The 21867-nt window shown below is 70.6% G+C and carries 16 protein-coding genes and 4 tRNA genes; 11 read left to right on the forward strand and 9 right to left on the reverse strand.

From position 1 onward, the window contains the following. The first annotated feature begins 7 nt into the window (after window positions 1–7). From DBP14_RS17960 to purM, 5 genes are all read left to right on the forward strand, one after another. Window positions 8–652, forward strand: a complete 645-nt coding sequence (locus tag DBP14_RS17960; RefSeq protein WP_129308203.1) for a TetR/AcrR family transcriptional regulator — start codon at window positions 8–10, stop codon at window positions 650–652. 47 nt (window positions 653–699) lie between these two features. Continuing rightward, on the forward strand, window positions 700–1497 hold the full coding sequence (locus DBP14_RS17965) for a sterol carrier family protein (protein ID WP_129308204.1): 798 nt from the start codon (window positions 700–702) through the stop codon (window positions 1495–1497). Window positions 1498–1545: 48 nt separating this feature from the next. Next, entirely contained in the window at window positions 1546–2022 is a 477-nt protein-coding gene (locus DBP14_RS17970; protein WP_129308205.1) for an META domain-containing protein, read from the forward strand. A 190-nt stretch (window positions 2023–2212) separates the two neighbouring features. Then, window positions 2213–3739, forward strand: a complete 1527-nt coding sequence (purF, locus tag DBP14_RS17975) for an amidophosphoribosyltransferase (RefSeq protein WP_129308206.1) — start codon at window positions 2213–2215, stop codon at window positions 3737–3739. A gap of 36 nt (window positions 3740–3775) precedes the next feature. Continuing rightward, complete coding sequence (gene purM, locus DBP14_RS17980; RefSeq protein ID WP_129308207.1) at window positions 3776–4843, forward strand: phosphoribosylformylglycinamidine cyclo-ligase; 1068 nt, start codon at window positions 3776–3778, stop codon at window positions 4841–4843. Between the two features lie 141 nt (window positions 4844–4984). On the opposite strand, the gene DBP14_RS17985 is transcribed toward purM, so the two are convergent. Together DBP14_RS17985 and DBP14_RS17990 are read right to left on the reverse strand one after the other, a co-directional pair. Continuing rightward, complete coding sequence (locus DBP14_RS17985; protein WP_129308208.1) at window positions 4985–5236, reverse strand: DUF3073 domain-containing protein; 252 nt, start codon at window positions 5234–5236, stop codon at window positions 4985–4987. A 390-nt stretch (window positions 5237–5626) separates the two neighbouring features. Then, window positions 5627–6724, reverse strand: a complete 1098-nt coding sequence (locus DBP14_RS17990; RefSeq protein WP_129308209.1) for a Glu/Leu/Phe/Val dehydrogenase dimerization domain-containing protein — start codon at window positions 6722–6724, stop codon at window positions 5627–5629. Between the two features lie 269 nt (window positions 6725–6993). Here DBP14_RS17990 and DBP14_RS17995 point away from each other — a divergent pair, with 269 nt between their 5' ends. After that, a complete protein-coding gene (locus DBP14_RS17995) occupies window positions 6994–7836 on the forward strand; it encodes a hypothetical protein (RefSeq protein WP_129308210.1) in 843 nt (280 codons plus the stop codon). Between the two features lie 527 nt (window positions 7837–8363). Continuing rightward, complete coding sequence (gene bldC / locus DBP14_RS18000; protein WP_003949541.1) at window positions 8364–8570, forward strand: developmental transcriptional regulator BldC; 207 nt, start codon at window positions 8364–8366, stop codon at window positions 8568–8570. Between the two features lie 420 nt (window positions 8571–8990). Here the strand turns inward: bldC and DBP14_RS36910 are convergent, their stop codons facing one another. The 7 genes from DBP14_RS36910 to DBP14_RS18035 all read right to left on the reverse strand — a co-directional run bounded on the left by DBP14_RS36910 (window position 8991) and on the right by DBP14_RS18035 (window position 15929). Next, window positions 8991–9173 carry a DUF6274 family protein gene (locus DBP14_RS36910; protein WP_129308211.1) on the reverse strand — a complete coding sequence of 61 codons (183 nt, stop codon included), beginning with the start codon at window positions 9171–9173 and terminating at the stop codon, window positions 8991–8993. A 442-nt stretch (window positions 9174–9615) separates the two neighbouring features. Beyond that, window positions 9616–9690: transfer RNA gene (locus DBP14_RS18010), tRNA-Asp, on the reverse strand. A gap of 94 nt (window positions 9691–9784) precedes the next feature. Next, window positions 9785–13738: an ATP-dependent RNA helicase HrpA gene (gene hrpA, locus DBP14_RS18015; protein WP_129308212.1), complete on the reverse strand. Its 3954-nt coding sequence runs from the start codon at window positions 13736–13738 to the stop codon at window positions 9785–9787. A 137-nt stretch (window positions 13739–13875) separates the two neighbouring features. Next, window positions 13876–13949, reverse strand: a tRNA-Phe gene (locus DBP14_RS18020). 24 nt (window positions 13950–13973) lie between these two features. Continuing rightward, window positions 13974–14048 (reverse strand) — tRNA-Asp (locus DBP14_RS18025). A 36-nt stretch (window positions 14049–14084) separates the two neighbouring features. Then, window positions 14085–14157: transfer RNA gene (locus DBP14_RS18030), tRNA-Glu, on the reverse strand. An 80-nt stretch (window positions 14158–14237) separates the two neighbouring features. Then, a complete protein-coding gene (locus DBP14_RS18035) occupies window positions 14238–15929 on the reverse strand; it encodes a metallophosphoesterase (RefSeq protein WP_129308213.1) in 1692 nt (563 codons plus the stop codon). Window positions 15930–15989: 60 nt separating this feature from the next. Between DBP14_RS18035 and DBP14_RS18040 the strand changes: the two genes are divergently transcribed. The 4 genes from DBP14_RS18040 to DBP14_RS18055 all read left to right on the forward strand — a co-directional run bounded on the left by DBP14_RS18040 (window position 15990) and on the right by DBP14_RS18055 (window position 21842). Then, a complete protein-coding gene (locus DBP14_RS18040; protein WP_129308214.1) occupies window positions 15990–16340 on the forward strand; it encodes a metallopeptidase family protein in 351 nt (116 codons plus the stop codon). A 164-nt stretch (window positions 16341–16504) separates the two neighbouring features. Then, entirely contained in the window at window positions 16505–17014 is a 510-nt protein-coding gene (locus DBP14_RS18045; RefSeq protein WP_129308215.1) for a hypothetical protein, read from the forward strand. A gap of 259 nt (window positions 17015–17273) precedes the next feature. After that, entirely contained in the window at window positions 17274–19508 is a 2235-nt protein-coding gene (locus DBP14_RS18050; protein WP_129308216.1) for a DEAD/DEAH box helicase, read from the forward strand. Window positions 19509–19715: 207 nt separating this feature from the next. Next, entirely contained in the window at window positions 19716–21842 is a 2127-nt protein-coding gene (locus tag DBP14_RS18055; protein WP_129308217.1) for a VCBS repeat-containing protein, read from the forward strand. Window positions 21843–21867: the final 25 nt, after the last annotated feature.

Genomic DNA, 21867 nt, shown 5'->3' on the forward strand with positions numbered 1-21867 from the left:
TGAGGTCATGGCTGAGGCGACGACGATGGGTCTGCGGGAGCGGAAGAAGCAGCAGACGGCCCGGCGGATCTACCGGGCCGCGGTCGAACTGTTCGCCGAGCGGGGCTTCGACGACGTCTCCGTGCAGGAGATCGCCGACGCCGCCGAGGTCTCGAAGATGACCGTCTTCAACTACTTTGGGACGAAAGAGGACCTGATCTTCCGGCCCATGGAGGAGCACTTCTCCGACACGGCCCGGGCCGTCCGCGACCGCCGGCCCGGCGAGTCCGCCGTGGACGCCGTCCGCCGCCAGTTCCTGGAGATGGTCGAGGAGCGGGACCCCTCCGTCGGCCTCAACCCCGAGGCGTCCACCCGCCAGGTGCGCGAACTGGTCCTGCGCACCCCCGTGCTGATGGAACGTGCCTTCCTCGCCGCTCAGAAGGGCACCCGGGAACTCGCCGACCTGCTGGCCGCCGAGACCGGCGACATGATGACGGCCACGATCGCCGCCGCCACCCTCAGTGCCGCCCGCAACGCGCTGATCGAGGAGCACCACCGCCGCACCGCCGAGGGCGAGACCCCCGATCAGGTCGCCGCCGACGCCTCCGAACGCGCCCGGCACGCCTTCGCGTTGGTCGAGAACGGACTCAAGGACTACGCCGTCAAGGGCTAGCCCAGGCTCACCGGCCGCCGGCTCGGTCCAGGCTTTAGGCTCGCCCCATGCCCCCGGCCAGGAAACGCGCCCGTTCCTACGACCCCGTCCGCACCCGTACCGCCGTGTTCGCCCAGTTCGGGCACGTGCGCGAGGTCGTGCGCGGGCTGAGCCCCGAGCAGCTCGCGCTGCCCACACGGCTCGGCGAGTGGACCGTACGGGACCTCGTCGCGCACATCGGGATGGCGCTCACCGCCGTCCACCGCTCGCTCGCCCTGCCCGAGCCGCCCCAGCAGGACGGCGTCCTCCTGGACTGGCCCTTCGCCACCGCGGCCAGCTCCTCCGCCATCGACGAGTTCACCCGCGGGCTCGCAGCGGACCACCCCGACCTCGACGCCTACCTCGCGGACATCGACGCCAGCCTGCGCGACCTGCTCGCCGACCACCCCGGCACCCGCATCCTGCGGACCAACGCCGGCGGGCTCCTCCTCGACGACTACCTGGTCACCCGGACCGTCGAACTCGTCGTCCACACCGACGACCTGGCCGCCGCCGTCCCGGGCCTGGACGTCCCGTACGACCGGCACGCCCTCGCCGCGGCCACCCGGCTGCTCGCCGACGCGCTCGCGGTGAAGGCGCCCGGCGGCTCCACCGAGGTGCGGGTGCCGCCGTACGCCGTCGTGCAGTGCGTCGAGGGACCCCGGCACACCCGGGGCACCCCGCCCAACGTCGTGGAGACCGACCCGCTGACCTGGGTGCGGCTCGCGACCGGCCGGCTGGCCTGGCGGGACGCGGTCGCGGACGCGGCCGTCAGCGCGAGCGGGGAGCGGGCCGACCTCGGGGGGCTGCTGCCGGTCATGTCCTGACCCCGCGCCCAGGTGGAACCGGTCGCGCCGGTTCGGCGTCGAATCGCCATGAAACGGCACAAGCAGCACATCGCTCCGGCGGTGGTGGCCCTCCTCGTCCCGCTCGTGACGGCCTGCGCCGGCCAGGCCGTGGGCGGCGGCAGCGGCTCGGCCGTCCCCGGGCAGCCGGTGACCGGCGTGGACTGGACCGTCGACAGCGTCACCACCGGCGGTACGACCCACCGGGCGCCCCCCGCCGCCCACCCCCGCCTCCGCATCGACGCCGACGGCCGCGCGAGCGGCGACCTCGGCTGCAACCGGTTCAGCGCTACCGCCGCCGTGGACGGCGACCGCGTCCGCTTCGGTGAGCTGCGGACGACCAAGATGGCGTGCGACGAGGCCCGCATGGCCTTCGAACGGATCCTCGGCGGAGTGCTCGGGGGAGGGACGTTCACCGCCCGCACCGACCACTCCGGCCTCACCCTGAGCACCGGCCACGACGGTCACGCAGAGCGCGTAGACCTCAGCCGCGCCGGGCCCGGATGATGTGCGACAGCTCACGGAAATCGGTCGCCGGACCCCGCGCGGCAGGCGCCCCGTGAGCCGACCCTTGCGGCGGGCGCCGCGCTGAACTGCGGAAACCCGAAAAGCGCCAAGCTGATCCACACCGGCCGGTACGGCCGCCCCGGCGCTCCCGAATTCGGACCAGTGGTCGACCTCGCCTACACTCGGTGGCGTGCCACGTGGTGACGGTCGACTCAATCACGATCTGCTTCCCGGCGAAAAGGGCCCCCAGGACGCTTGCGGCGTCTTCGGTGTCTGGGCTCCCGGAGAAGAGGTCGCAAAGCTCACGTACTTCGGGCTCTACGCCCTCCAGCACCGGGGTCAGGAATCCGCGGGAATCGCGGTCAGCAACGGCTCCCAGATCCTCGTCTTCAAGGACATGGGCCTCGTCTCCCAGGTCTTCGACGAGACCTCGCTCGGTTCGCTCCAGGGTCATATCGCGGTCGGACACGCCCGCTACTCGACCACCGGCGCCTCCGTGTGGGAGAACGCCCAGCCGACGTTCCGCGCCACCGCGCACGGCTCGATCGCGCTCGGCCACAACGGCAACCTGGTCAACACCGCGCAGCTCGCGGAGATGGTCGCCGACCTGCCCAAGCAGGAGGGCCGCTCGCCGCGCGTCGCGGCGACCAACGACACCGACCTGCTGACGGCGCTGCTCGCCGCCCAGGTCGACGAGGACGGCAAGCCGCTGACCATCGAGGAGGCCGCCCACGCGGTCCTCCCGCAGGTCAAGGGCGCCTTCAGCCTCGTCTTCATGGACGAGCACACCCTGTACGCCGGCCGCGACCCGCAGGGCATCCGCCCGCTGGTCCTCGGCCGCCTGGAGCGCGGCTGGGTCGTCGCCTCCGAGTCCGCCGCGCTGGACATCTGCGGCGCGAGCTTCGTGCGGGAGATCGAGCCGGGCGAGTTCGTCGCCATCGACGAGAACGGTCTGCGCAGCTCCCGGTTCGCGGAAGCGAAGCCCAAGGGCTGTGTCTTCGAGTACGTGTACCTGGCCCGCCCGGACACGGACATCGCCGGCCGGAACGTGTACCTCTCCCGGGTGGAGATGGGCCGCCGCCTCGCCAAGGAGGCCCCGGTCGAGGCCGACCTGGTGATAGCGACCCCGGAGTCCGGAACCCCGGCCGCCATCGGCTACGCGGAGGCCTCCGGCATCCCCTTCGGCAACGGCCTGGTGAAGAACGCCTACGTCGGCCGTACGTTCATCCAGCCCTCGCAGACGATCCGCCAGCTGGGCATCCGCCTGAAGCTGAACCCGCTGAAGGAAGTCATCAAGGGCAAGCGCCTGGTCGTCGTCGACGACTCGATCGTGCGCGGCAACACCCAGCGCGCCCTGGTCCGCATGCTCCGCGAGGCCGGCGCCGCCGAGGTCCACATCCGGATCTCCTCGCCGCCCGTGAAGTGGCCCTGCTTCTTCGGCATCGACTTCGCCACCCGCGCGGAGCTGATCGCCAACGGCATGAGCATCGACGAGATCGGCACCAGCCTCGGCGCCGACTCCCTGTCCTACATCTCCATCGACGGCATGATCGAGGCGACCACCATCGCCAAGCCGAACCTGTGCCGCGCCTGCTTCGACGGCGAGTACCCGATGGAGCTGCCGGACCCCGAGCTGCTCGGCAAGCAGCTCCTGGAGACGGAGCTGGCCGCCGGCCCGGCCGCGACGGCCGCCGCCGACGCGATCCGCCGCCCGTAACACCCCCTGCAGTACGACACGAAAGCTCTCACAGTCATGTCTGAGACAACTGGTGCCAGCTACGCAGCGGCGGGCGTCGACATCGAAGCGGGCGACCGCGCCGTGGAACTGATGAAGGAGTGGGTGAAGAAGACCCGGCGCCCCGAGGTCCTCGGCGGCCTCGGCGGCTTCGCCGGACTCTTCGACGCCTCCGCCCTCAAGCGCTTCGAGCGCCCGCTGCTCGCCTCCGCCACCGACGGCGTCGGCACGAAGGTCGACGTCGCCCGCCGCATGGGCGTCTACGACACCATCGGCCACGACCTGGTCGCCATGGTCATGGACGACATCGTGGTGTGCGGCGCCGAACCGCTGTTCATGACCGACTACATCTGCGTCGGCAAGGTCCACCCCGAGCGGGTCGCCGCGATCGTCAAGGGCATCGCGGAGGGCTGTGTGCTGGCCGGCTGCGCCCTCGTGGGCGGCGAGACGGCCGAGCACCCCGGACTGCTCGGCCCGGACGACTTCGACGTCGCCGGCGCCGGCACGGGCGTCGTGGAGGCCGACCGGCTGCTCGGCGCGGATCGTATCCGTACGGGTGACGCCGTGATCGCCATGGCGTCGTCCGGCCTTCACTCGAACGGGTACTCCCTGGTCCGCCACGTCCTGCTGGACCGCGCGGGGCTCGCCCTGGACGCGGAGATCGCGGAGCTGGGCCGCAGCCTCGGTGAGGAGCTGCTGGAACCCACCAAGATCTACTCGCTGGACTGCCTGGCGCTGACCCGCACCGCCGAGGTGCACGCGTTCAGCCACATCACCGGTGGCGGGCTCGCGGCCAACCTGGCCCGGGTCGTCCCGGACGGGCTGCACGCCACCGTCGACCGGGCCACCTGGACCCCGGGCGCGATCTTCGACCTCGTCGGCAGGACCGGTGACGTCGAGCGCCTGGAGCTGGAGAAGACCCTGAACATGGGCGTCGGCATGATGGCGATCGTCCCGCAGGAGTCCGCCGACGTGGCGCTGGCGACCCTGGCGGACCGGGGTGTCGAGGCATGGGTGGCCGGCGAGATCACCGAGCGCGGCGAGAAGACGACCGGTGCGGAACTGGTCGGGGACTACGCCCGCTGATCCGGGGCCGCCGGCCCGGGCGCACCGCGCGGGCCGGCTGGTCCAGTCGGCCCGGCCGACGGTTCCCGACCGCTTGTCCGCGGACAGCACAGAAGCCGGCCGGTGGCTGTGCCACCGACCGGATGAAAGCTCAGTACAAGGTCAAGCGCCGCGACGGTGTTGTGAGGGACCCTCGTCCTCGTCGTCGTCGTCCTCATAGAGGTCGGCGTAACGGGAGTACAGGTCGTCCTCGTCATCGTCCTCATCGTCCTCGAACGGCTCGCCGTTCGGCGGCTGGCTCGAAGTCGATGCGCCCAGTTCATTGGCCAGACGTGACAGGTCAGTCCCACCGCTGTTGTACTTCAGCTGGCGGGCGACCTTCGTCTGCTTGGCCTTGGCCCGGCCGCGCCCCATGGCTCGACCCCCTCGGTGACGGGGCTCGACGGCCCCAGAGTCTGACACGCGTTCATGATCCGGAACGGACCCTCAGGGGAGAGGCCGGTCCGTAGGGCTTCCACGGTACCTGAGCCCGCGCCCATACGGTACGTCGCCCGCACCACGCGCGTGTGCACAGGACCTTCGAGGTGCCCTGTCCTCGCTGGTCAATGGCGATTTTAACCACTTGTCGGAGCACGACCCGCCGGGGGAAGTGAGAGTTCTCTCGAAGTTCCCGCCGACGGGTACCGCTCATGTGTACGACACGTGAGTGATCGGACACCCCGGGAGGGTGCCCGATCACGGCCGCAGGCCGGCCGCGGCGCTGCTACAGCGCCGCCGTGGGGTGGCCGGCGACGGTGTCCGGGGTCAGTGCGCCCCGCGCGCCTCCGCCATGCGCTGCTCGGCGATCCGGTCGGCCGCCGCGGCCGGCGGGATCCCGTCGTCCTTCGCACGTGCGAAGATCGCGAGCGTGGTGTCGAAGATCTTCGCCGCCTTCGCCTTGCACCGCTCGAAGTCGAACCCGTGCAGCTCGTCGGCCACCTGGATGACACCGCCGGCGTTCACCACGTAGTCCGGCGCGTAGAGGATCCCGCGGTCGGCGAGGTCCTTCTCCACACCCGGGTGGGCCAGCTGGTTGTTCGCGGCGCCGCACACCACCTTGGCGGTGAGCACGGGCACGGAGTCGTCGTTCAGGGCGCCGCCCAGCGCGCAGGGGGCGTAGATGTCGAGCCCCTCCACGCGGATCAGCGCCTCGGTGTCGGCGACCGCCGAGACCCGCCCCGGGTACTGGTCCAGGAGCCGCTGTACGGCGTCCTCGCGCACGTCCGTGACGACGACCTCGGCGCCCTCGTCCAGCAGGTGCTTCACCAGGTGGTGACCGACCTTGCCGACGCCGGCCACGCCCACCTTGCGGTCGCGCAGCGACGGGTCGCCCCACAGGTGCTGCGCGGAGGCGCGCATGCCCTGGTAGACGCCGAAGGAGGTGAGCACCGAGGAGTCGCCGGCCCCGCCGTTCTCGGGGGAGCGGCCGGTGGTCCAGCGGCACTCACGGGCCACGACGTCCATGTCGGCGACATAGGTGCCGACGTCGCACGCGGTGACGTAGCGCCCGCCGAGCGAGGCGACCATGCGGCCGTAGGCGAGGAGCAGCGCCTCGCTCTTGTCGCGCTCGGGGTCGCCGATGATGACGGCCTTGCCGCCGCCGTGGTCCAGACCGGCCATGGCGTTCTTGTACGACATGCCGCGCGCGAGGTTGAGGGCGTCGGCGACGGCCTCCGCCTCGGTCGCGTACGGGTAGAAGCGGGTACCGCCGAGGGCGGGACCCAGAGCGGTGGAGTGGAGGGCGATCACGGCCTTGAGGCCGCTGGCGCGGTCCTGGCAGAGCACGACCTGCTCATGGCCGCCCTGGTCCGAGTGGAACAGGGTGTGCAGGACATCAGCAGGCGCGCCGGTTACGTCGGTCACTGTGGTGACTCCTGAGTAAATAGCGGCGAGTGGGGTGCAGTCCCCGTACGGGTGGCGGAGAGCTGTGGCATGAGCGTAGAGCCTCGGCCCGGCCGCCATCCGCGCAGTGTTCAGGATCACTCTCCCGAGCCGTGTACGCACGTATGACCGTGGGACGATTTGCAGTGGTTTTGCTGTGGGTTCCAGTGCCGAACAGGTTCGAGCGATGTCCAGGTCCGACCCGGGTCCGGTGCGGGTTTCGAGGCGGGTCCGAAGGGGAGGGAGCAGGCGTGCCCAAGGTGTCCTCCGCGGTGGTCCCCTACGCCGCGTATCTGCGCGTGTACGAGCCGCTCGGCGCGTTCCCCGAGCCGGAGCGCGCCCACTGGACCCGCTACGCGCGCCGCTCCGACCGGCCCTCCTACCAGGACGAACTGCGCCGCTCCCTGGCCGACCTGCTGCCCACCCCGCCCGTCCCCGTGCCGGTGCACGAGAGCGCGGACGCCTTCGTGCTGGAGGTCGACGGCGTCGTCTGCGTCTGCCCCTGGCGGACCCGGCTGCGCGGCTGGCAGGCGCTGGACGGCCTCTCCGGGGAGCTGCCGCCGCCGGTCCTGGACGCGGTGCTGCCGCCGCTGGTGCGCCTGCAGGCCGCCCAGGACTACGAACGCTGGCTCGCCCGCAACCCCGACGCCCGGCCCTGGATCCGCACCGCCACCTGGCAGGTGCCGCTGAACTGGTTCGTCCTGGTCTCCGACGAGGAGCGGCGGTACGAGAAGGGCACCGCCGAGGTGCCGCCGCTGCTGCGCTACCGCACGCCGATGGTGCAGGCCCGGCGGCGGGTGGCGCGGGCCCTGCGCACCCTGCGGGACAGCATCGAGGAAGGGCCGCTGATCGACGGCCTGGTGGACGTCGGCCGCTGGCTGGAGGAGTTCCACCCGCGCTCCCTGGTGGAGCTGGACTACGGCGGGCTCGTCCACGCCGTCCCCGCAGGGGAGTTGGAGGGCGACCACTCGGCGGCGGACGTCGCCGAGGGCATCGAGGCGCTGCGCCGGGGCGACGGAGCGGCGGCCGGCGAGGCCTACGCCCGGCTGGTGGAGCGGTGGCGGGCGGTACGGGATCTGCGCTCGGCGAACTGAGCGGTCCAAGTGACGTGGATCACGGTCGAAATGCCCTCGAACAGCGTACGGTCAACGGCACTTAGGACACCTGACGGGACGTTGGCCCCGATCCGGGCTTTTGTCTCAAGGGTGATGGACGGCACTTACAAGAGGGTTGCCCTACTTGCCACCCCTCATGCCAAAATAGGACAAGGAGCCCGGGGAAGGCTCCGTCCGCCCAACTATGCTGCTTCATGGGTGGAATCTACGTATTGCTCCACTCTGGGGGGTCTGGTGCCTCCTGATCGCCCTGTGACTGATCGTCACAGTGGCGTGACTGTCCGCTATGGCATGGTCCATCGGCATCCGTCGCTGATGAACACCTGGGAGGGCAATTCCATCGGTTTGGCCGACGCGGCTGGACAGATGGTGTAGTTGTAGTGCCGAGGACAAGCCGTTCGTCCTATAACCGACTCGACTCGCGTCCGCCATTTCGGGCAACGCGGGTCAAGGTGCAGAATTTAGAGGAAAGAACCGAGAACGTCGGTTCTCCGAGGAGGCCGCTCATGACCGCTCGCACCCCTGATGCCGAGCCGCTGCTGACCCCGGCTGAGGTCGCCACCATGTTCCGCGTGGACCCGAAGACGGTCACGCGGTGGGCGAAGGCCGGCAAGCTCACATCCATTCGTACGCTCGGCGGGCACCGCCGCTATCGCGAGGCCGAGGTGCGCGCACTGCTGGCGGGCATCCCGCAGCAGCGCAGCGAGGCCTGAACAACTCAATAACCGGGCAATACGGCCAGTTCCCCCAACCGGCCCACCTGTCCGGCCCCTAGCTCAGAGCGACGCGGGACCTGCCCCAACAGGGCCCACGCCCAAGCCGAACAGAACTTTCAGGCGAGCGACACAGGGTGCGTCGTAGATCGCGCTGGACCTCCGGGTCCGGCGCGATCTTTTTTGTGCGCTGGTCGGGGGTGGGGTGACGGCTGTGTGAGCGGGCTTGTCGGAGTCTGGGGGGAGCAGTGCAATTGCACATATTAAATTGACCAGTTGTAGGAAGGGGGTAAGTACCGCTGTTTCAAAAACTCATACGGTGACTCCCGTCACACCCTTCCCGGGGATAAACGGAACCATCCACTCCACTCTGCCACGCACACCACGCAGTTGAACAGTGAACCAAAGGTTGGGCGGGGGTCACACGGCAGGGGCCTTCTCGCCCTCGCCCCGGGCCGGCGCGGTCGGGGGGACGGAATCCATCGCGAGGCGCAGAAGGCGGTGACAGATCGGGCAGTGGCGGGTGAGGTGCCGGTAGGCCGAGGCGGCCGACAGATGGGCCCTGAGCAGCGCCCGCGTCTCGTGCCTGACCGATGCCGCCATACGCCACCTCCAGCAGCCCCGCACCCCAACAGGCCCTGCTCCCTGAGTACCGACGGAATGTGACCCCGTCAACCCCACCCGCGCCGCCGCCGGTTGCGCGGAACGCCCCAGCCACGCTCCGGCTCTGGTGCGGTGCGTGGCCCGAAGCGCTGCTCCACGGATCCGGGCTGTGGAGCGGGGTCTCCGAAGGAGCGGGGCCCCCGACGGGACGGGGTCTCCGAAGGGGCGGGCTCCTCGAAGGCGGGGCCCCCACGGGCGGCGTTCGAGGCGGGGTCCCCGGCGGGACGGGCCCCCGGCGGGGCGGGGTTCGGGGCGGAGCTCCGAGGGGGTCGAAGGGGCGCAGCCCCTGGAGGACGGGAAAGGGTAGGGGCGGCGGGGGCGACCATTCGGGCACACGAACGAGGCCCGCGCTCTAGCTGAGCGCGGGCCTCACACATCTATGCGGTCCTGACGGGATTTGAACCCGCGGCCTCCACCTTGACAGGGTGGCGAGCACTCCAAACTGCTCCACAGGACCAGGTTTGCGGCGCTTATTGCTGCGTTGCGCTGCGAGAAGAGACTGTACAGGAGGGTGAGCCCACTGGTCGAACTCACCCTCCGTACGCCTCCCACTACGGAACGGCCGCGTCGATCGCCTTCACGATCCGCTTGTCGGACACCGGGTACGCCGTCCCCAGCGCGTGCGCGAAATAGCTGACGCGCAGCTCCTCCAGCATCCAGCGGATGTCCAGCACGGCGGACGGCACGGGCAGCCCCCGCGGCAACTGCTCCAGCAGCCACGCGTACTCGTCCCGCATCTCGTGGACCTTCTCCATGCGCGTGGTGTCCCGCTGCACACTCGTCGGCATCTGCTGCAGACGCCGGTCGGCGGCCACCAGGTAGCGCATCAGGTCCGGCAGCCGCCGTATCCCCGCCCACGTCACGAATCCGGGCTTCACCAGGGCGTCCAGCTGCCTGCGCACGTCCGTCAGGTTCGCCAGCAGCACAGGACTGCTCACGGCCTTCAGGCGCCGCTCACAGGCCTGCCAGGCGGCCAGCACCTGCTGCACCTGCCCGACCGCCCGGACCGTCGTGTCGACGATCTCCGCGCGCACCTTGTCGTACAGCTTCCGGTACGACTCCTCGTCCCACACCGGCCCGCCGAAATCACCGATCAGCTTGTCCGCCGCCGCCATCGCACAGTCGTCGAAGAGGGCCTGCACCGAGCCGTGCGGGTTCGCGGACAGCGCCAGCTTCTGCGCGTTCGTCAGGCGATCGCTCGCGAACTTCCCCGGATTCACCGGAATGTTCCGCAGGATCAGCCGCCGCGTACCCTTCCACATCGCCTCGGCCTGCTCCGCCTCCGTGTCGAACAGCCGCACGGACACCGTGTCACCGTCGTCCACCAGCGCCGGGTACGCCTTCACCGGCTGCCCCGCGCGACGCGTCTCGAAGACCCGGGTCAGCGTGCCGATCGTCCAGTCCGTGAGCCCCTTCCGCTCCAGCGACGGCCCGCCCTCACGGGACGCCGTCGCCGCCGCGGCCTGCGACAGCGCCTGGCGCGCCTTCGGCTTCAGCCGCAGCTTCAGCGCTTCGAGGCCCTTGTCCTCCGCGAGCTTGCGACGCCGCTCGTCGACGATCCGGAACGTGATCCGCAGATGGTCCGGCACCTTCGACCGGTCGAAGTCCTCGGCCTCGAACGGCACCCCCACCATCCGCTTCAGCTCCCGCGCCATCGCCACGGTCAGCGGCTCCCGCAGCGGCTCCGCCACCTCCAGGAACCGCCGCGCGAAGTTCGGCGCCGGCACGTAGTTGCGGCGGATCGGCTTGGGCAGCGAACGGATCAGCTCCGTCACCAACTCCTCCCGCAGCCCCGGGATCTGCCAGTCGAAGCCCTCGTCGGTGACCTGGTTCAGCACCTGGAGCGGCACGTGCACGGTCACGCCGTCCGCGTCCGCACCCGGCTCGAACTGGTACGTCACCCGGAACTTCAGCGGCCCCTGCCGCCAGGAGTCCGGATAGTCGGCCTTGGTGACCGCCTCCGCCGACTCCCGGATCAGCATCTCCCGCTCGAAGTCCAGGAACTCCGGCTGCTCGTGCCGCTTCCGCTTCCACCACGAGTCGAAGTGCGCCCCGGAGACGACGTGCTCGGGCACCCGCTGCTCGTAGAAGTCGAACAGCGTCTCGTCGTCCACGACGATGTCCCGGCGCCGCGCCCGGTGCTCCAGCTCCTCGACCTCGCTGAGCAGCTTCCGGTTGTCCGCGAAGAACTTGTGGTGCGTACGCCAGTCGCCCTCCACCAGCGCGTTGCGGATGAACAGCTCCCGGCTGACCTCCGGGTCGATCCGCCCGTAGTTCACCTTCCGCTGCGCGACGATCGGGACGCCGTACAGCGTCACCTTCTCGTACGCCATCACGGCCGCCTGGTCCTTCTCCCAGTGCGGCTCGCTGTATGTCCGCTTCAGCAGGTGCCCGGCCAGCGGCTCGACCCATTCCGGCTCGATCTTCGCGTTGACCCGCGCCCACAGCCGCGAGGTCTCCACCAGCTCCGCCGACATCACGAACCGCGGCTGCTTGCGGAACAGCGCCGAACCCGGGAACACCGCGAACTTCGCGTTCCGCGCCCCCAGGTACTCGTTCTTGTTGCCGTCCTTCACGTCCTTCATCCCGATGTGGGAGAGGAGACCGGCGAGGAGCGAGACATGGATACGGTCGCCGGGGGCGTCGTTCTCGTCGAGGTGGATGCCCATCTGCTTGGCGACCGTACGCAACTGCGAGTAGATGTCCTGCCACTCACGGATGCGCAGGAAGTTCAGGTACTCCTGCTTGCACATCCGCCGGAACGAACTGGAGCCCCGCTCCTTCTGCTGCTCACGGACGTACCGCCACAGGTTCAGATACGCCAGGAAGTCGCTGGTCTCGTCCTTGAACCGGGCGTGCTGCTGGTCGGCCTGCGCCTGCTTCTCCGCCGGACGCTCGCGCGGGTCCTGGATGGACAGCGCCGCCGCGATCACCATGACCTCGCGGACGCAGCCGTTCTTGTCCGCCTCCAGCACCATCCGGGCCAGACGCGGGTCGACCGGCAGCTGCGCCAGCTTCCGGCCGGTCTCCGTGAGCCGCTTGCGCGCGTCCTTCTGCGCCGGGTCCAGCGCGCCCAGCTCCTGCAACAGCTGCACGCCGTCACGGATGTTGCGGTGGTCCGGCGGGTCGATGAACGGGAACTTCTCGATGTCGCCGAGGCCGGCCGCGGTCATCTGGAGGATGACCGACGCCAGGTTCGTGCGCAGGATCTCGGCGTCGGTGAACTCCGGCCGCGCCTCGAAGTCGTCCTCGCTGTAGAGCCGGATGCAGATGCCGTCACTGGTGCGCCCGCAGCGGCCCTTGCGCTGGTTGGCGCTGGCCTGCGAGACCGGCTCGATCGGCAGCCGCTGCACCTTCGTGCGGTGGCTGTAGCGGGAGATACGGGCGAAGCCCGGGTCGATGACGTACTTGATGCCGGGCACGGTCAGCGACGTCTCGGCCACGTTCGTCGCCAGCACGATCCTGCGCCCGGTGTGCGGCTGGAACACCCGGTGCTGTTCGGCGTGCGACAGCCGCGCGTACAGCGGCAGCACTTCCACGAACTTGTACTGCTTCTTGATCAGCGCGTCCGCCGTGTCCCGGATCTCCCGCTCCCCGGAGAGGAAGACGAGGACGTCGCCCTTCCCCTCGCCCATCAGCTCCTCGACGGCGTCCGTGATCGCCGTGATCTGGTCCCGGTCGGCGTCCGCGCCGTCCCCGGAACCCTCCTCCAGCAGCGGCCGGTACCGCACCTCCACCGGATACGTCCGCCCGCTGACCTCGATGATCGGCGCGTCCCCGAAGTGCCGGGAGAACCGCTCCGGGTCGATGGTCGCCGACGTGATGACGACCTTCAGATCCGGCCGGCGCGGCAGCAACTGCGCCAGGTACCCGAGCAGGAAGTCGATGTTGAGGGACCGCTCGTGGGCCTCGTCGATGATGATCGTGTCGTAGGCGCGCAGCTCGCGGTCGGTCTGGATCTCGGCGAGCAGGATGCCGTCGGTCATCAGCTTGATGAACGTGCCGTCCGGGTTCACCTGGTCGGTGAACCGCACCTTCCAGCCGACGGCCGCGCCGAGCGGAGTGTCCAGCTCCTCGGCCACCCGCTCGGCGACGGTACGGGCGGCGATCCGCCGGGGCTGGGTGTGCCCGATCATCCCGCGCACACCCCGGCCCAGCTCCATACAGATCTTCGGGATCTGCGTGGTCTTACCGGACCCGGTCTCACCTGCGACGATGACCACCTGGTGATCCCGGATGGCCGCCGCGATGTCGTCCTTCTTCTGGCTGACCGGCAGCTGCCCGGGATACGAGACGGCGGGCACGCGGCCCCGCCGCTCGGCCATCCGGGCCTCGGCCTTGCCGACCTCCGCCTCGATCTCGGCGAGAACGGCGGCACGGGCCTCCGGCTTACGAATCTTGCGCGCACCCTCCAGCCGCCGCCCGAGCCGGTGCGCATCGCGCAACGACAACTCGGCCAGACGGGAAGCGAGGGCGCCCAGGTCAGAGGCGGGATGCGTAGACATACGCGACCCAGGATCTCACCTCACCGAAATCCCTGGCGAACGATTTGCTCCGCCGGCCCGGCCGCCCGCCCGCGCGAGGGGGCATACGTGGCGCATACGACGAAGGCCCCGCTCTGCTGAACGGGGCCTTCTGACGGTGGCTGGGGCCGGGGTCGAACCGGCGACCTATCGCTTTTCAGGCGATCGCTCGTACCAACTGAGCTACCCAGCCGCGAGGTTTCACGTGAAACCTCAGCGGTCCTGACGGGATTTGAACCCGCGGCCTCCACCTTGACAGGGTGGCGAGCACTCCAAACTGCTCCACAGGACCAAGCTTTCGTACGACAGTGTCGCACATGGTGGTGCGTGCCCCCAACGGGATTCGAACCCGTGCTACCGCCTTGAAAGGGCGGCGTCCTAGGCCGCTAGACGATGAGGGCTATCGGCCCGCCTGCGCGCTTCGCAGCGCGTCGGGGACGTGAGAAGCATATGGGATGGCGGGGACTATCGCCAAAACGGTTTAAGGGGAGCGCCGGGAGGACGGTGAGGGCGGCCCGGAAGGGGGTGCGGGCGTGGCCGGGGTCCCGCGGGTGCTCGGGGTCCGGGTGCTCGGGACCGGGGTGGCGCCGGGCTGGTTCTCCTCCGGCAGGTGGCGGCTGACCTCGGCTGTCGTGAGACCGAGGCCGCCGAGCTTGATCGCGTCCCAGGCCTGGAGCCGGCGGGTGTCCCGGTCGAAGTAGAGGATCGACGCCTCGATGGGGTCGGGATACTTGTCGTCGACGGCCCGCAGCCCGCTTCCGCCCGTGGAGCCCTCGACGCGCAGCCGGGTGCCGTACCTCATGACCTCGGTGCTTTCGCGGTGCAGGTGGCCGGCGAGGACGAGGGGGACCGTGCCGTCGGTCTCCCGTGCGGCCGAGGGTTCGTGTGCGATCGCCACGTCCACCGGGGTGCCCGCCGCGCGCTGGGACCGCAGGGCCGTGGCGAGCCGGTCGCCCGCGAGCCGCTCGGCCGCGTCGCCGCCGGGCTGGACGGAGCGGTCGGGGGTGAACTGCGGATCGCCGATGCCGGCGAAGCGCAGGCCGGCGATGGTCTCGGCCCGGCCGTCGTCCAGGACGTGCACGTTCTTCATGTGCTGGAGACGGCGCTGGGTGGTCAGGGAGTCGTGGTTGCCCCGTACCCAGACGTAGGGCACGCCCAGGTCGCCGATCGGGTCGAGGAAGCCGTTCTCGGCCGCCGTGCCGTGGTCCATGGTGTCGCCGGAGTCGACGACCACGTTCACCTTGTACTGCTCCACCAGCGAGGCAATGATCTTCCAGCTGGCCGGGTTGAGGTGGATGTCGGAGACGTGCAGGACGCGGACGGTGGAGGGGTCCGGCTGGTAGGCGGGGAGCGTGGATGTGACGTCGTACAGCTTGGTCACGTTGGTCACCAGGCGTGCCAGTTCCTTCTGGTAGACGTCGAATTCCGTGACGATGTTGCGTGCGTTGCCGACCAGGGAGGGTGCCGAGGTGAGCAGTCCGGAGAACTTCGGTTCCAGGACCGATTCGGGGTTCCAGGTGGCGTAGGCCGTGGCGCCGGAGGTCGCGAGCAGGGTGAAGGCGAGTCCGCCGGCGGCGAGGGCGCGGCGGGGGCGGCGGTAGACGGCGAGGCCGAGGGCCATGGCGCCGCTGACGACGGCGACGCCGGAGCGTACGGCGAGGTCGAGGGTGCCGTGTTCGACGTCGTGGGTGACCTCGTCCTGGAGGCCGGAGATGCGTTCGGGGTGGTCGACGAGGGCCTGGGCGCGTTCGGGGTCGAGCTGGTCGACGTTGACGTCGAGCCGGACGGGGGCGACGTGCGTGTCCAGGGTGAGTGCGCCGAGCGGGGAGACGTTGATCTTCGTGCCGCCGGTGAGGGAGGGCCGTAGCGCCATCGTGGTGTTCATCGGGCCGACCTGAGCCCGTACGTTCCCGACGATCAGCAGGCCCAGCCAGGCGCCGGCGACGACGACGGCGGTGAGGCCGAGGGCGCGGAGCCAGGGGCTGGGGCGGCCGCCGGCGAGTTCGAGGTCCGGGAGGGCGGGGTGGGCGGGGTGACCGGGTCGAGCCGGTGACGGTTCGCGAGTGCGGCGCGCGCGGTTCAGGGTGCGGCGTGCGCGGTCGAGGGTGTGGCGTACGCGGTCGAGGGTCCGGGCGGGCAGGCTGCGCTGGGCGGGGGCGGATACGCGGACCATTGGTCCCGTATGCCCAAGTCCCATGGTGGCTATGCGGCGCGCGTAACGGACAATGAGCCTGTGCTGGAGATGACGCGCGAGGAGTTCGAGGAACTGGTCGCCGAGGCGCTGGACCGGATCCCGCCGGAACTGACACGGCTGATGGACAACGTCGCGGTGTTCGTCGAGGACGAACCGCCCGCCGGCGATCCCGATCTGCTCGGGTTGTACGAGGGGACGCCGCTGACCGAGCGCGGGGAGTGGTACGCGGGCGTGCTGCCGGACCGGATCACCATCTACCGGGGGCCGACGCTCAGGTTCTGCGCGAGCCGCGAGGACGTGGTCGCGGAGACGGAGGTCACCGTCGTCCACGAGGTGGCCCATCACTTCGGCATCGACGACGCACGGCTGCACGCGCTCGGCTACGGGTGAGTGCCGGGCGGCTGTTGAGCGCCGCCCGGTGACGGACGAGTGCCCGGTACCGGGTGAGTGGCGGCCCCGCGGGGGTGGCGCGATTCGAACGTGGGGCGTGTCCTCTTGCGGGCGGCGGGAGTTGGGGAGGCTGACTCCCCTTCCCGTCTCCGGAGGTGGCCACCGTGCGCCCCTTGACCGTACCCGTCCGCCTGGCCGTCACGGTGCTCACCGTCGCCGCTGCCGCCGGCTGTGTGAGCGTGGGTGACGACGCCGCTCCGGCGCGGCCCTCGCATTCGGCGGGGCAGCGCGGCGGTGAGGTGTCCGGCGGCGGTCCGGCGGGTGCCGTGGGCGGTGGGAACGGCGGGGCGGAGGCCGACGGCAAGCACGGCCACGGGAAGAAGGCCAAGCCCGGCGAGTCGCCCTCGGCGTCCCCCACGCCGTCCGGGCCGGGCAGCGCCTCGGCGACCCCGGCGGGGCCGGTGAAGTCCGAGGGTCCCGGGCAGCCGGCGCCGACGAAGGCCCCGCCGACGCCGCCGGTGACGTCCGCGCCGCCCCCGCCCCCGGCGTCCAGCCCGCCGCCCCCGCCTCCCACGGAGCAGCCGTCGGCCGAGCCCTCTTCCTCGGCGCACGAGGACCCGGCCCCGCAGCTCGCCCAGCGGGAGCCGGCACCGGCGGCGGGGGTCCCCGTGTGAGCGGGTCACCTGGAGCGGCCGGCGGCGATCAGGGGCCTGACCTGGGGGCATGGGAGTCGGCCCGGGCTCGGTTTGCCTTCGGGGGTGGTGGGTGCGTATGGTGGTAGATCGTTTGATCCCATTTGCCCGGCGCCACCACAGAGCGCGCCGTGTGGCGCGTACTCTCCCTTGCCGTGGCGGACCGCATTGAGGCGGTCGTGTGCGAATCACGGAGTTGACGGGCGCGTGCCGACGAGACTCCGGAAGGTTTCGCATTCGCATGTCCGTGTCCAGTTCAGACCAGATCGTCATGCCCGAGAACGACAACGACAACGCCGACGAGATCGTGAACGACCTCGCCGCCGTGTCGGAGGCGTCGGACGTGGCGACCGAGGTCACCGAGGCCGACGAGGCCGCTGACACCCAGACCGCTCAGTCCCCCCAGACCCCCCAGATCACCTTCGCCGACCTCGGCCTCCCCGAGGGCATCGTGCGCAAGCTCGCGCAGAACGGCGTGACCACCCCCTTCCCGATCCAGGCCGCGACCATCCCGGACGCCCTGGCCGGCAAGGACATCCTCGGCCGTGGCCGCACCGGCTCCGGCAAGACCCTCTCCTTCGGTCTGCCGACGCTGGCGACCCTGGCCGGCGGCCGCACCGCCAAGCACAAGCCGCGCGCCGTGATCCTCACGCCGACCCGCGAGCTGGCCATGCAGGTGGCCGACGCCCTCCAGCCGTACGGCGACGTCCTCGGCCTGAAGATGAAGGTCGTCTGCGGCGGCACGTCGATGGGCAACCAGATCTACGCCCTGGAGCGCGGCGTCGACATCCTCGTCGCCACTCCGGGCCGGCTGCGCGACATCATCAACCGCGGCGCCTGCTCCCTGGAGGACGTGCGGATCGCCGTCCTGGACGAGGCCGACCAGATGTCCGACCTGGGCTTCCTGCCCGAGGTCACCGAGCTCCTCGACCAGGTCCCGGCCGGCGGCCAGCGGATGCTGTTCTCCGCCACCATGGAGAACGAGATCAAGACCCTGGTCGACCGCTACCTGGCCGAGCCCGTCCTGCACGAGGTGGACGCGGCCCAGGGCGCGGTGACGACCATGTCCCACCACATCCTGATCGTGAAGCCCAAGGACAAGGCGCCGGTCACGGCCGCGATCGCCTCCCGCAAGGGCCGCACGATCATCTTCGTCCGCACCCAGCTGGGCGCCGACCGCGTCGCCGAGCAGCTGCGCGAGTCGGGCGTGAAGGCGGACGCGCTGCACGGCGGCATGACCCAGGGCGCCCGCACCCGCACGCTGGCCGACTTCAAGGACGGCTACGTCAACGTCCTCGTCGCCACCGACGTCGCCGCGCGCGGCATCCACGTCGACGGCATCGACCTGGTCCTCAACGTGGACCCGGCCGGCGACCACAAGGACTACCTGCACCGCGCCGGCCGCACGGCCCGCGCCGGCCGCACCGGCACGGTCGTCTCCCTCTCCCTGCCGCACCAGCGGCGCCAGATCTTCCGCCTGATGGAGGACGCCGGCGTCGACGCGGGCCGCCACATCATCCAGGGCGGGGCCGCCTTCGACCCGGAGGTCGCCGAGATCACCGGCGCCCGCTCCATGACGGAGGTCCAGGCCGAGTCCGCGGGCAACGCCGCCCAGCAGGCCGAGCGCGAGGTCGCCCAGCTCACCAAGCAGCTGGAGCGCGCCCAGCGCCGCGCGGCCGAGCTGCGCGAGGACGCCGACCGGCTGGTCGCCCGAGTCGCCCGCGAGCGCGGCGAGGACCCGGAGACCGCGGTGGCCGAGGCCCAGGCAGCGGCCGAGGAGGCCGTGGCCGAGGCATCGGTCCCGGAGCAGCCGGCGGCGCGCGAGGAGCGTCCGGCGGACGGACCGTCGTACGAGCGCCGGGAGCGGCGCGGCTTCGACCGCCGCGACGACCGGGGTGACCGGGGCGACCGTGGTGGCCGTAACTTCGAGCGCCGGGACCGTGGCTTCGACCGCGACCGCGACAACCGTGGCGGCGACCGTGGTGGCCGTGGCTTCGAGCGCCGCGACGACAACCGCCGCGACGACCGCCGCCCGTTCGACCGCGACCGCGACAACCGTGGTGGCCGTGGCTTCGAGCGCCGTGACGACCGTCCGGGCTTCCGCCGCGACGACCGGGACAACCGGGGCGACCGCGGTGGCCGTGGCTTCGAGCGCCGCGACGACAACCGCCGCGACGACCGCCGCCCCTTCGACCGGGACCGTGACCGCGACAACCGTGGTGGCCGTGGCTTCGAGGGTGACCGCGGTGGCCGTGGCTTCGAGCGCCGTGACGACCGTCCCGGCTTCCGCCGCGACGACCGCGGCGGCCACCGGGGCAGCGACCGCCCGTTCAACCGCGACCGCCGCGACGACCGCCCGGGCTTCCGCTCCGGCGGCCACGACCGCCCCTACGGCCGCCGCGACGACCACCGAGGCAGCGGCACCGGCTCCTTCGGCCGCCGCGACGACAAGCCCCGCTGGAAGCGCAACGGCTGACCCCGGCTGAGGTCCGCCTGCCCGGACCCACCGACCCGAACAGGGCCCGTACGACACCGTCGTACGGGCCCTTTCGTCATGCCCTTCGACCTACCGGCCGCTGTGTGACGGTTGTTAACATCCTTTGACTTGCGAGCGCGGTGCCGCTGCGGGGGGAATCCGAGGTCGGCAGCCGCGCCTTTTCGGATCTCCCTGGGGAGGGACCCTTTGACCCGGCATGCCCGGATCGCTTCCGTGCTCATCAGCCTCGCCGCCCTCGGCGCGGGCTCTCTGACCACCGCGGCCCCCGTCGCCGCGGAGCCCACCGCCACGCCGATCGCGACGGACGGCGTGTGGGGCCTCGACTACGCGGGCGGTTTTCTGACCAGCGTGGAGAACACCCCCAGCGGATTTCAGTGGGTGATCGGCCGGCAGATCTCCGCCGACGGTTCCACGGTGGTGACGAAGACCTCCCGGGGCTACGCCGACGAGTACGCGGGCGGCTACCACCTGCAGCGGGTGCCTTGCGAGGCCGGACCTCGGGGTTGCGTCCCGATGCGCTCCTTCGGCAACACGTACGTCGGCTACTTCATGGACGACTCCGCCGGCAGGCAGACAGCCGAGATCCGTCTGAGCGAGAACACGCTCAGCGGCACCGACGAGCCGACCGTCACCGGCGGTCGCTTCGTCGACGCCACCGGGCGCTACTACGTCTACCAGGCGCCCTCGACCGGCAAGATGTACGTCGACGCGGTGAACTACCTCCGCACCGCCAATGAGCGGCTCACCCGGTCCATCACGGCCGCGTCCGTGTGGGGGGCGGGCCTGTGGACGCCGGGCACGGGGAACGGTGTCGTCACCTCCTACGACTTGGAGGCACGGAAGACAGTCGCGACCGTCTCCACCGGAGCGCCCTGCAAGGTCAAGGAACTCCAGGTCGTCGGCCGCTGGATCTACTGGAACTGCGGGCCGACGGGTGCCGCGGGGGTGTACGACCGTACGGCGAAGAAGAAAATCACTGTGCCCTCCGGTCCCGCGCTGGTCGGTGACGGGTACCTGGTCCAGCACGACCGGGCGGCCGGAAAGCTGCTGCTCACCGACTTCCACACCGGGACGGCCGCCTCGCCGCGTGCGATCGCCGACCTGCCGGCCGGTCAGACGGCCGACCAGCGCCGGCTGAGCTGGACTGTGGACAAGTTCGGCGGCGACATCGCGTACGTCGGTTCGGACAAGTCGATCCGGATCGTCCAGAGCGGCGTGCCGGCGCAGTCCCTGACGAAGATCGAGTCAGACGTGTCCAACGCCACGGACGCCGATGTGAAGGGCAATAACGGCGTCAACGACTGGGCCAGCATGTGGCAGCTGAACAAGCCGGCGAAGTGGAACTTCACCGTGAAGGACGCCCAGGGGCAGGCCCAGCGCACCATCAGGGGCGAGGGCGCGTCCGTCGACGTGGACTGGGACCTGAAGTCCGATTCGGGCGCCTACCTCCGCAACGGCCCGGTGACGTGGACACTGACGGCCACGGCCGAGGACGGCGGCGGCAGTTACACCACGGGCGGACGACTGGAGTACTCAGGCGGTTTCCCGGGTTTCCACGACCAGGGCTATTACGGCTACGGCGAACTGGTCACGTTGAACAAGTCGGGTTACCTGACCCTGCACTACAGCCCGGGTATGGGCACCTACGACGCCAAGCAGAGCGGGTCCGGCTGGCCGGCCGGGACGGTGGCCGTGCCGTTCGGCGACATGGGCACGGACCGGTGCGCCGAGATGCTGGTCCGGATGCCGAACGGTGAACTGCGCCGGTACGCGGGCCGGTGCGGCGAGCCGTACAAGCCGTCGAACAGTCATACGTCCCTCGGCACCGGCTGGAACGCCTACGACGTGCTCGTCGCGCCCGGTGACCTGACCGGGGACGGGCGTACCGATCTGCTGGCGCGGAAGGCGTCGACCGGGGACATGTACGTGTTCGCGGCCACGAGCGACGGGAAGCTGGCGGCGGGGAAGCGGATCCGTACGAACTGGAAGGCGTTCACGCAGATCGTCGGTGCCGGGGACCTGAACGGGGACGGCATCGGTGACGTCGTCGCGCGGTACAAGGACGGCACGCTGTACCGGTACGACGGGCTGGGCAACGGGCTGCTGAAGGACCGGGTCACGGTGTTCAGGAAGTGGGGCTCGTCGTACAACGCCATCGTGGGCGTCGGTGACATCACCGGGGACGGCCGCAACGACCTGGTGGAGCGGGACACCAAGGGCTACGTGTACCGCAACGCCGGCGACGGCAAGGGGTCGTTCGGCAGCCGGACGAGGATCGAGTCGGGCTGGGGGCCGTACAAGGGGCTGTTCTGAGGGGTCGATTCCGAGGGCCTGTTCT

The sequence above is a fragment of the Streptomyces sp. L2 genome (assembly GCF_004124325.1).
Classification (GTDB): domain Bacteria; phylum Actinomycetota; class Actinomycetes; order Streptomycetales; family Streptomycetaceae; genus Streptomyces.

Coding starts and splice junctions, on each gene's coding strand:
- DBP14_RS17960 (WP_129308203.1), top strand. CDS start 8: ATGGCTGAGGCGACGACGATGGGTCTGCGGGAGCGGAAGAAGCAGCAG.
- DBP14_RS17965 (WP_129308204.1), top strand. CDS start 700: ATGCCCCCGGCCAGGAAACGCGCCCGTTCCTACGACCCCGTCCGCACC.
- DBP14_RS17970 (WP_129308205.1), top strand. CDS start 1,546: ATGAAACGGCACAAGCAGCACATCGCTCCGGCGGTGGTGGCCCTCCTC.
- purM (WP_129308207.1), top strand. CDS start 3,776: ATGTCTGAGACAACTGGTGCCAGCTACGCAGCGGCGGGCGTCGACATC.
- DBP14_RS17985 (WP_129308208.1), bottom strand. CDS start 5,236: ATGGGGCGCGGCCGGGCCAAGGCCAAGCAGACGAAGGTCGCCCGCCAG.
- bldC (WP_003949541.1), top strand. CDS start 8,364: ATGACCGCTCGCACCCCTGATGCCGAGCCGCTGCTGACCCCGGCTGAG.
- DBP14_RS36910 (WP_129308211.1), bottom strand. CDS start 9,173: ATGGCGGCATCGGTCAGGCACGAGACGCGGGCGCTGCTCAGGGCCCAT.
- hrpA (WP_129308212.1), bottom strand. CDS start 13,738: ATGTCTACGCATCCCGCCTCTGACCTGGGCGCCCTCGCTTCCCGTCTG.
- DBP14_RS18035 (WP_129308213.1), bottom strand. CDS start 15,929: ATGGTCCGCGTATCCGCCCCCGCCCAGCGCAGCCTGCCCGCCCGGACC.
- DBP14_RS18050 (WP_129308216.1), top strand. CDS start 17,274: ATGTCCGTGTCCAGTTCAGACCAGATCGTCATGCCCGAGAACGACAAC.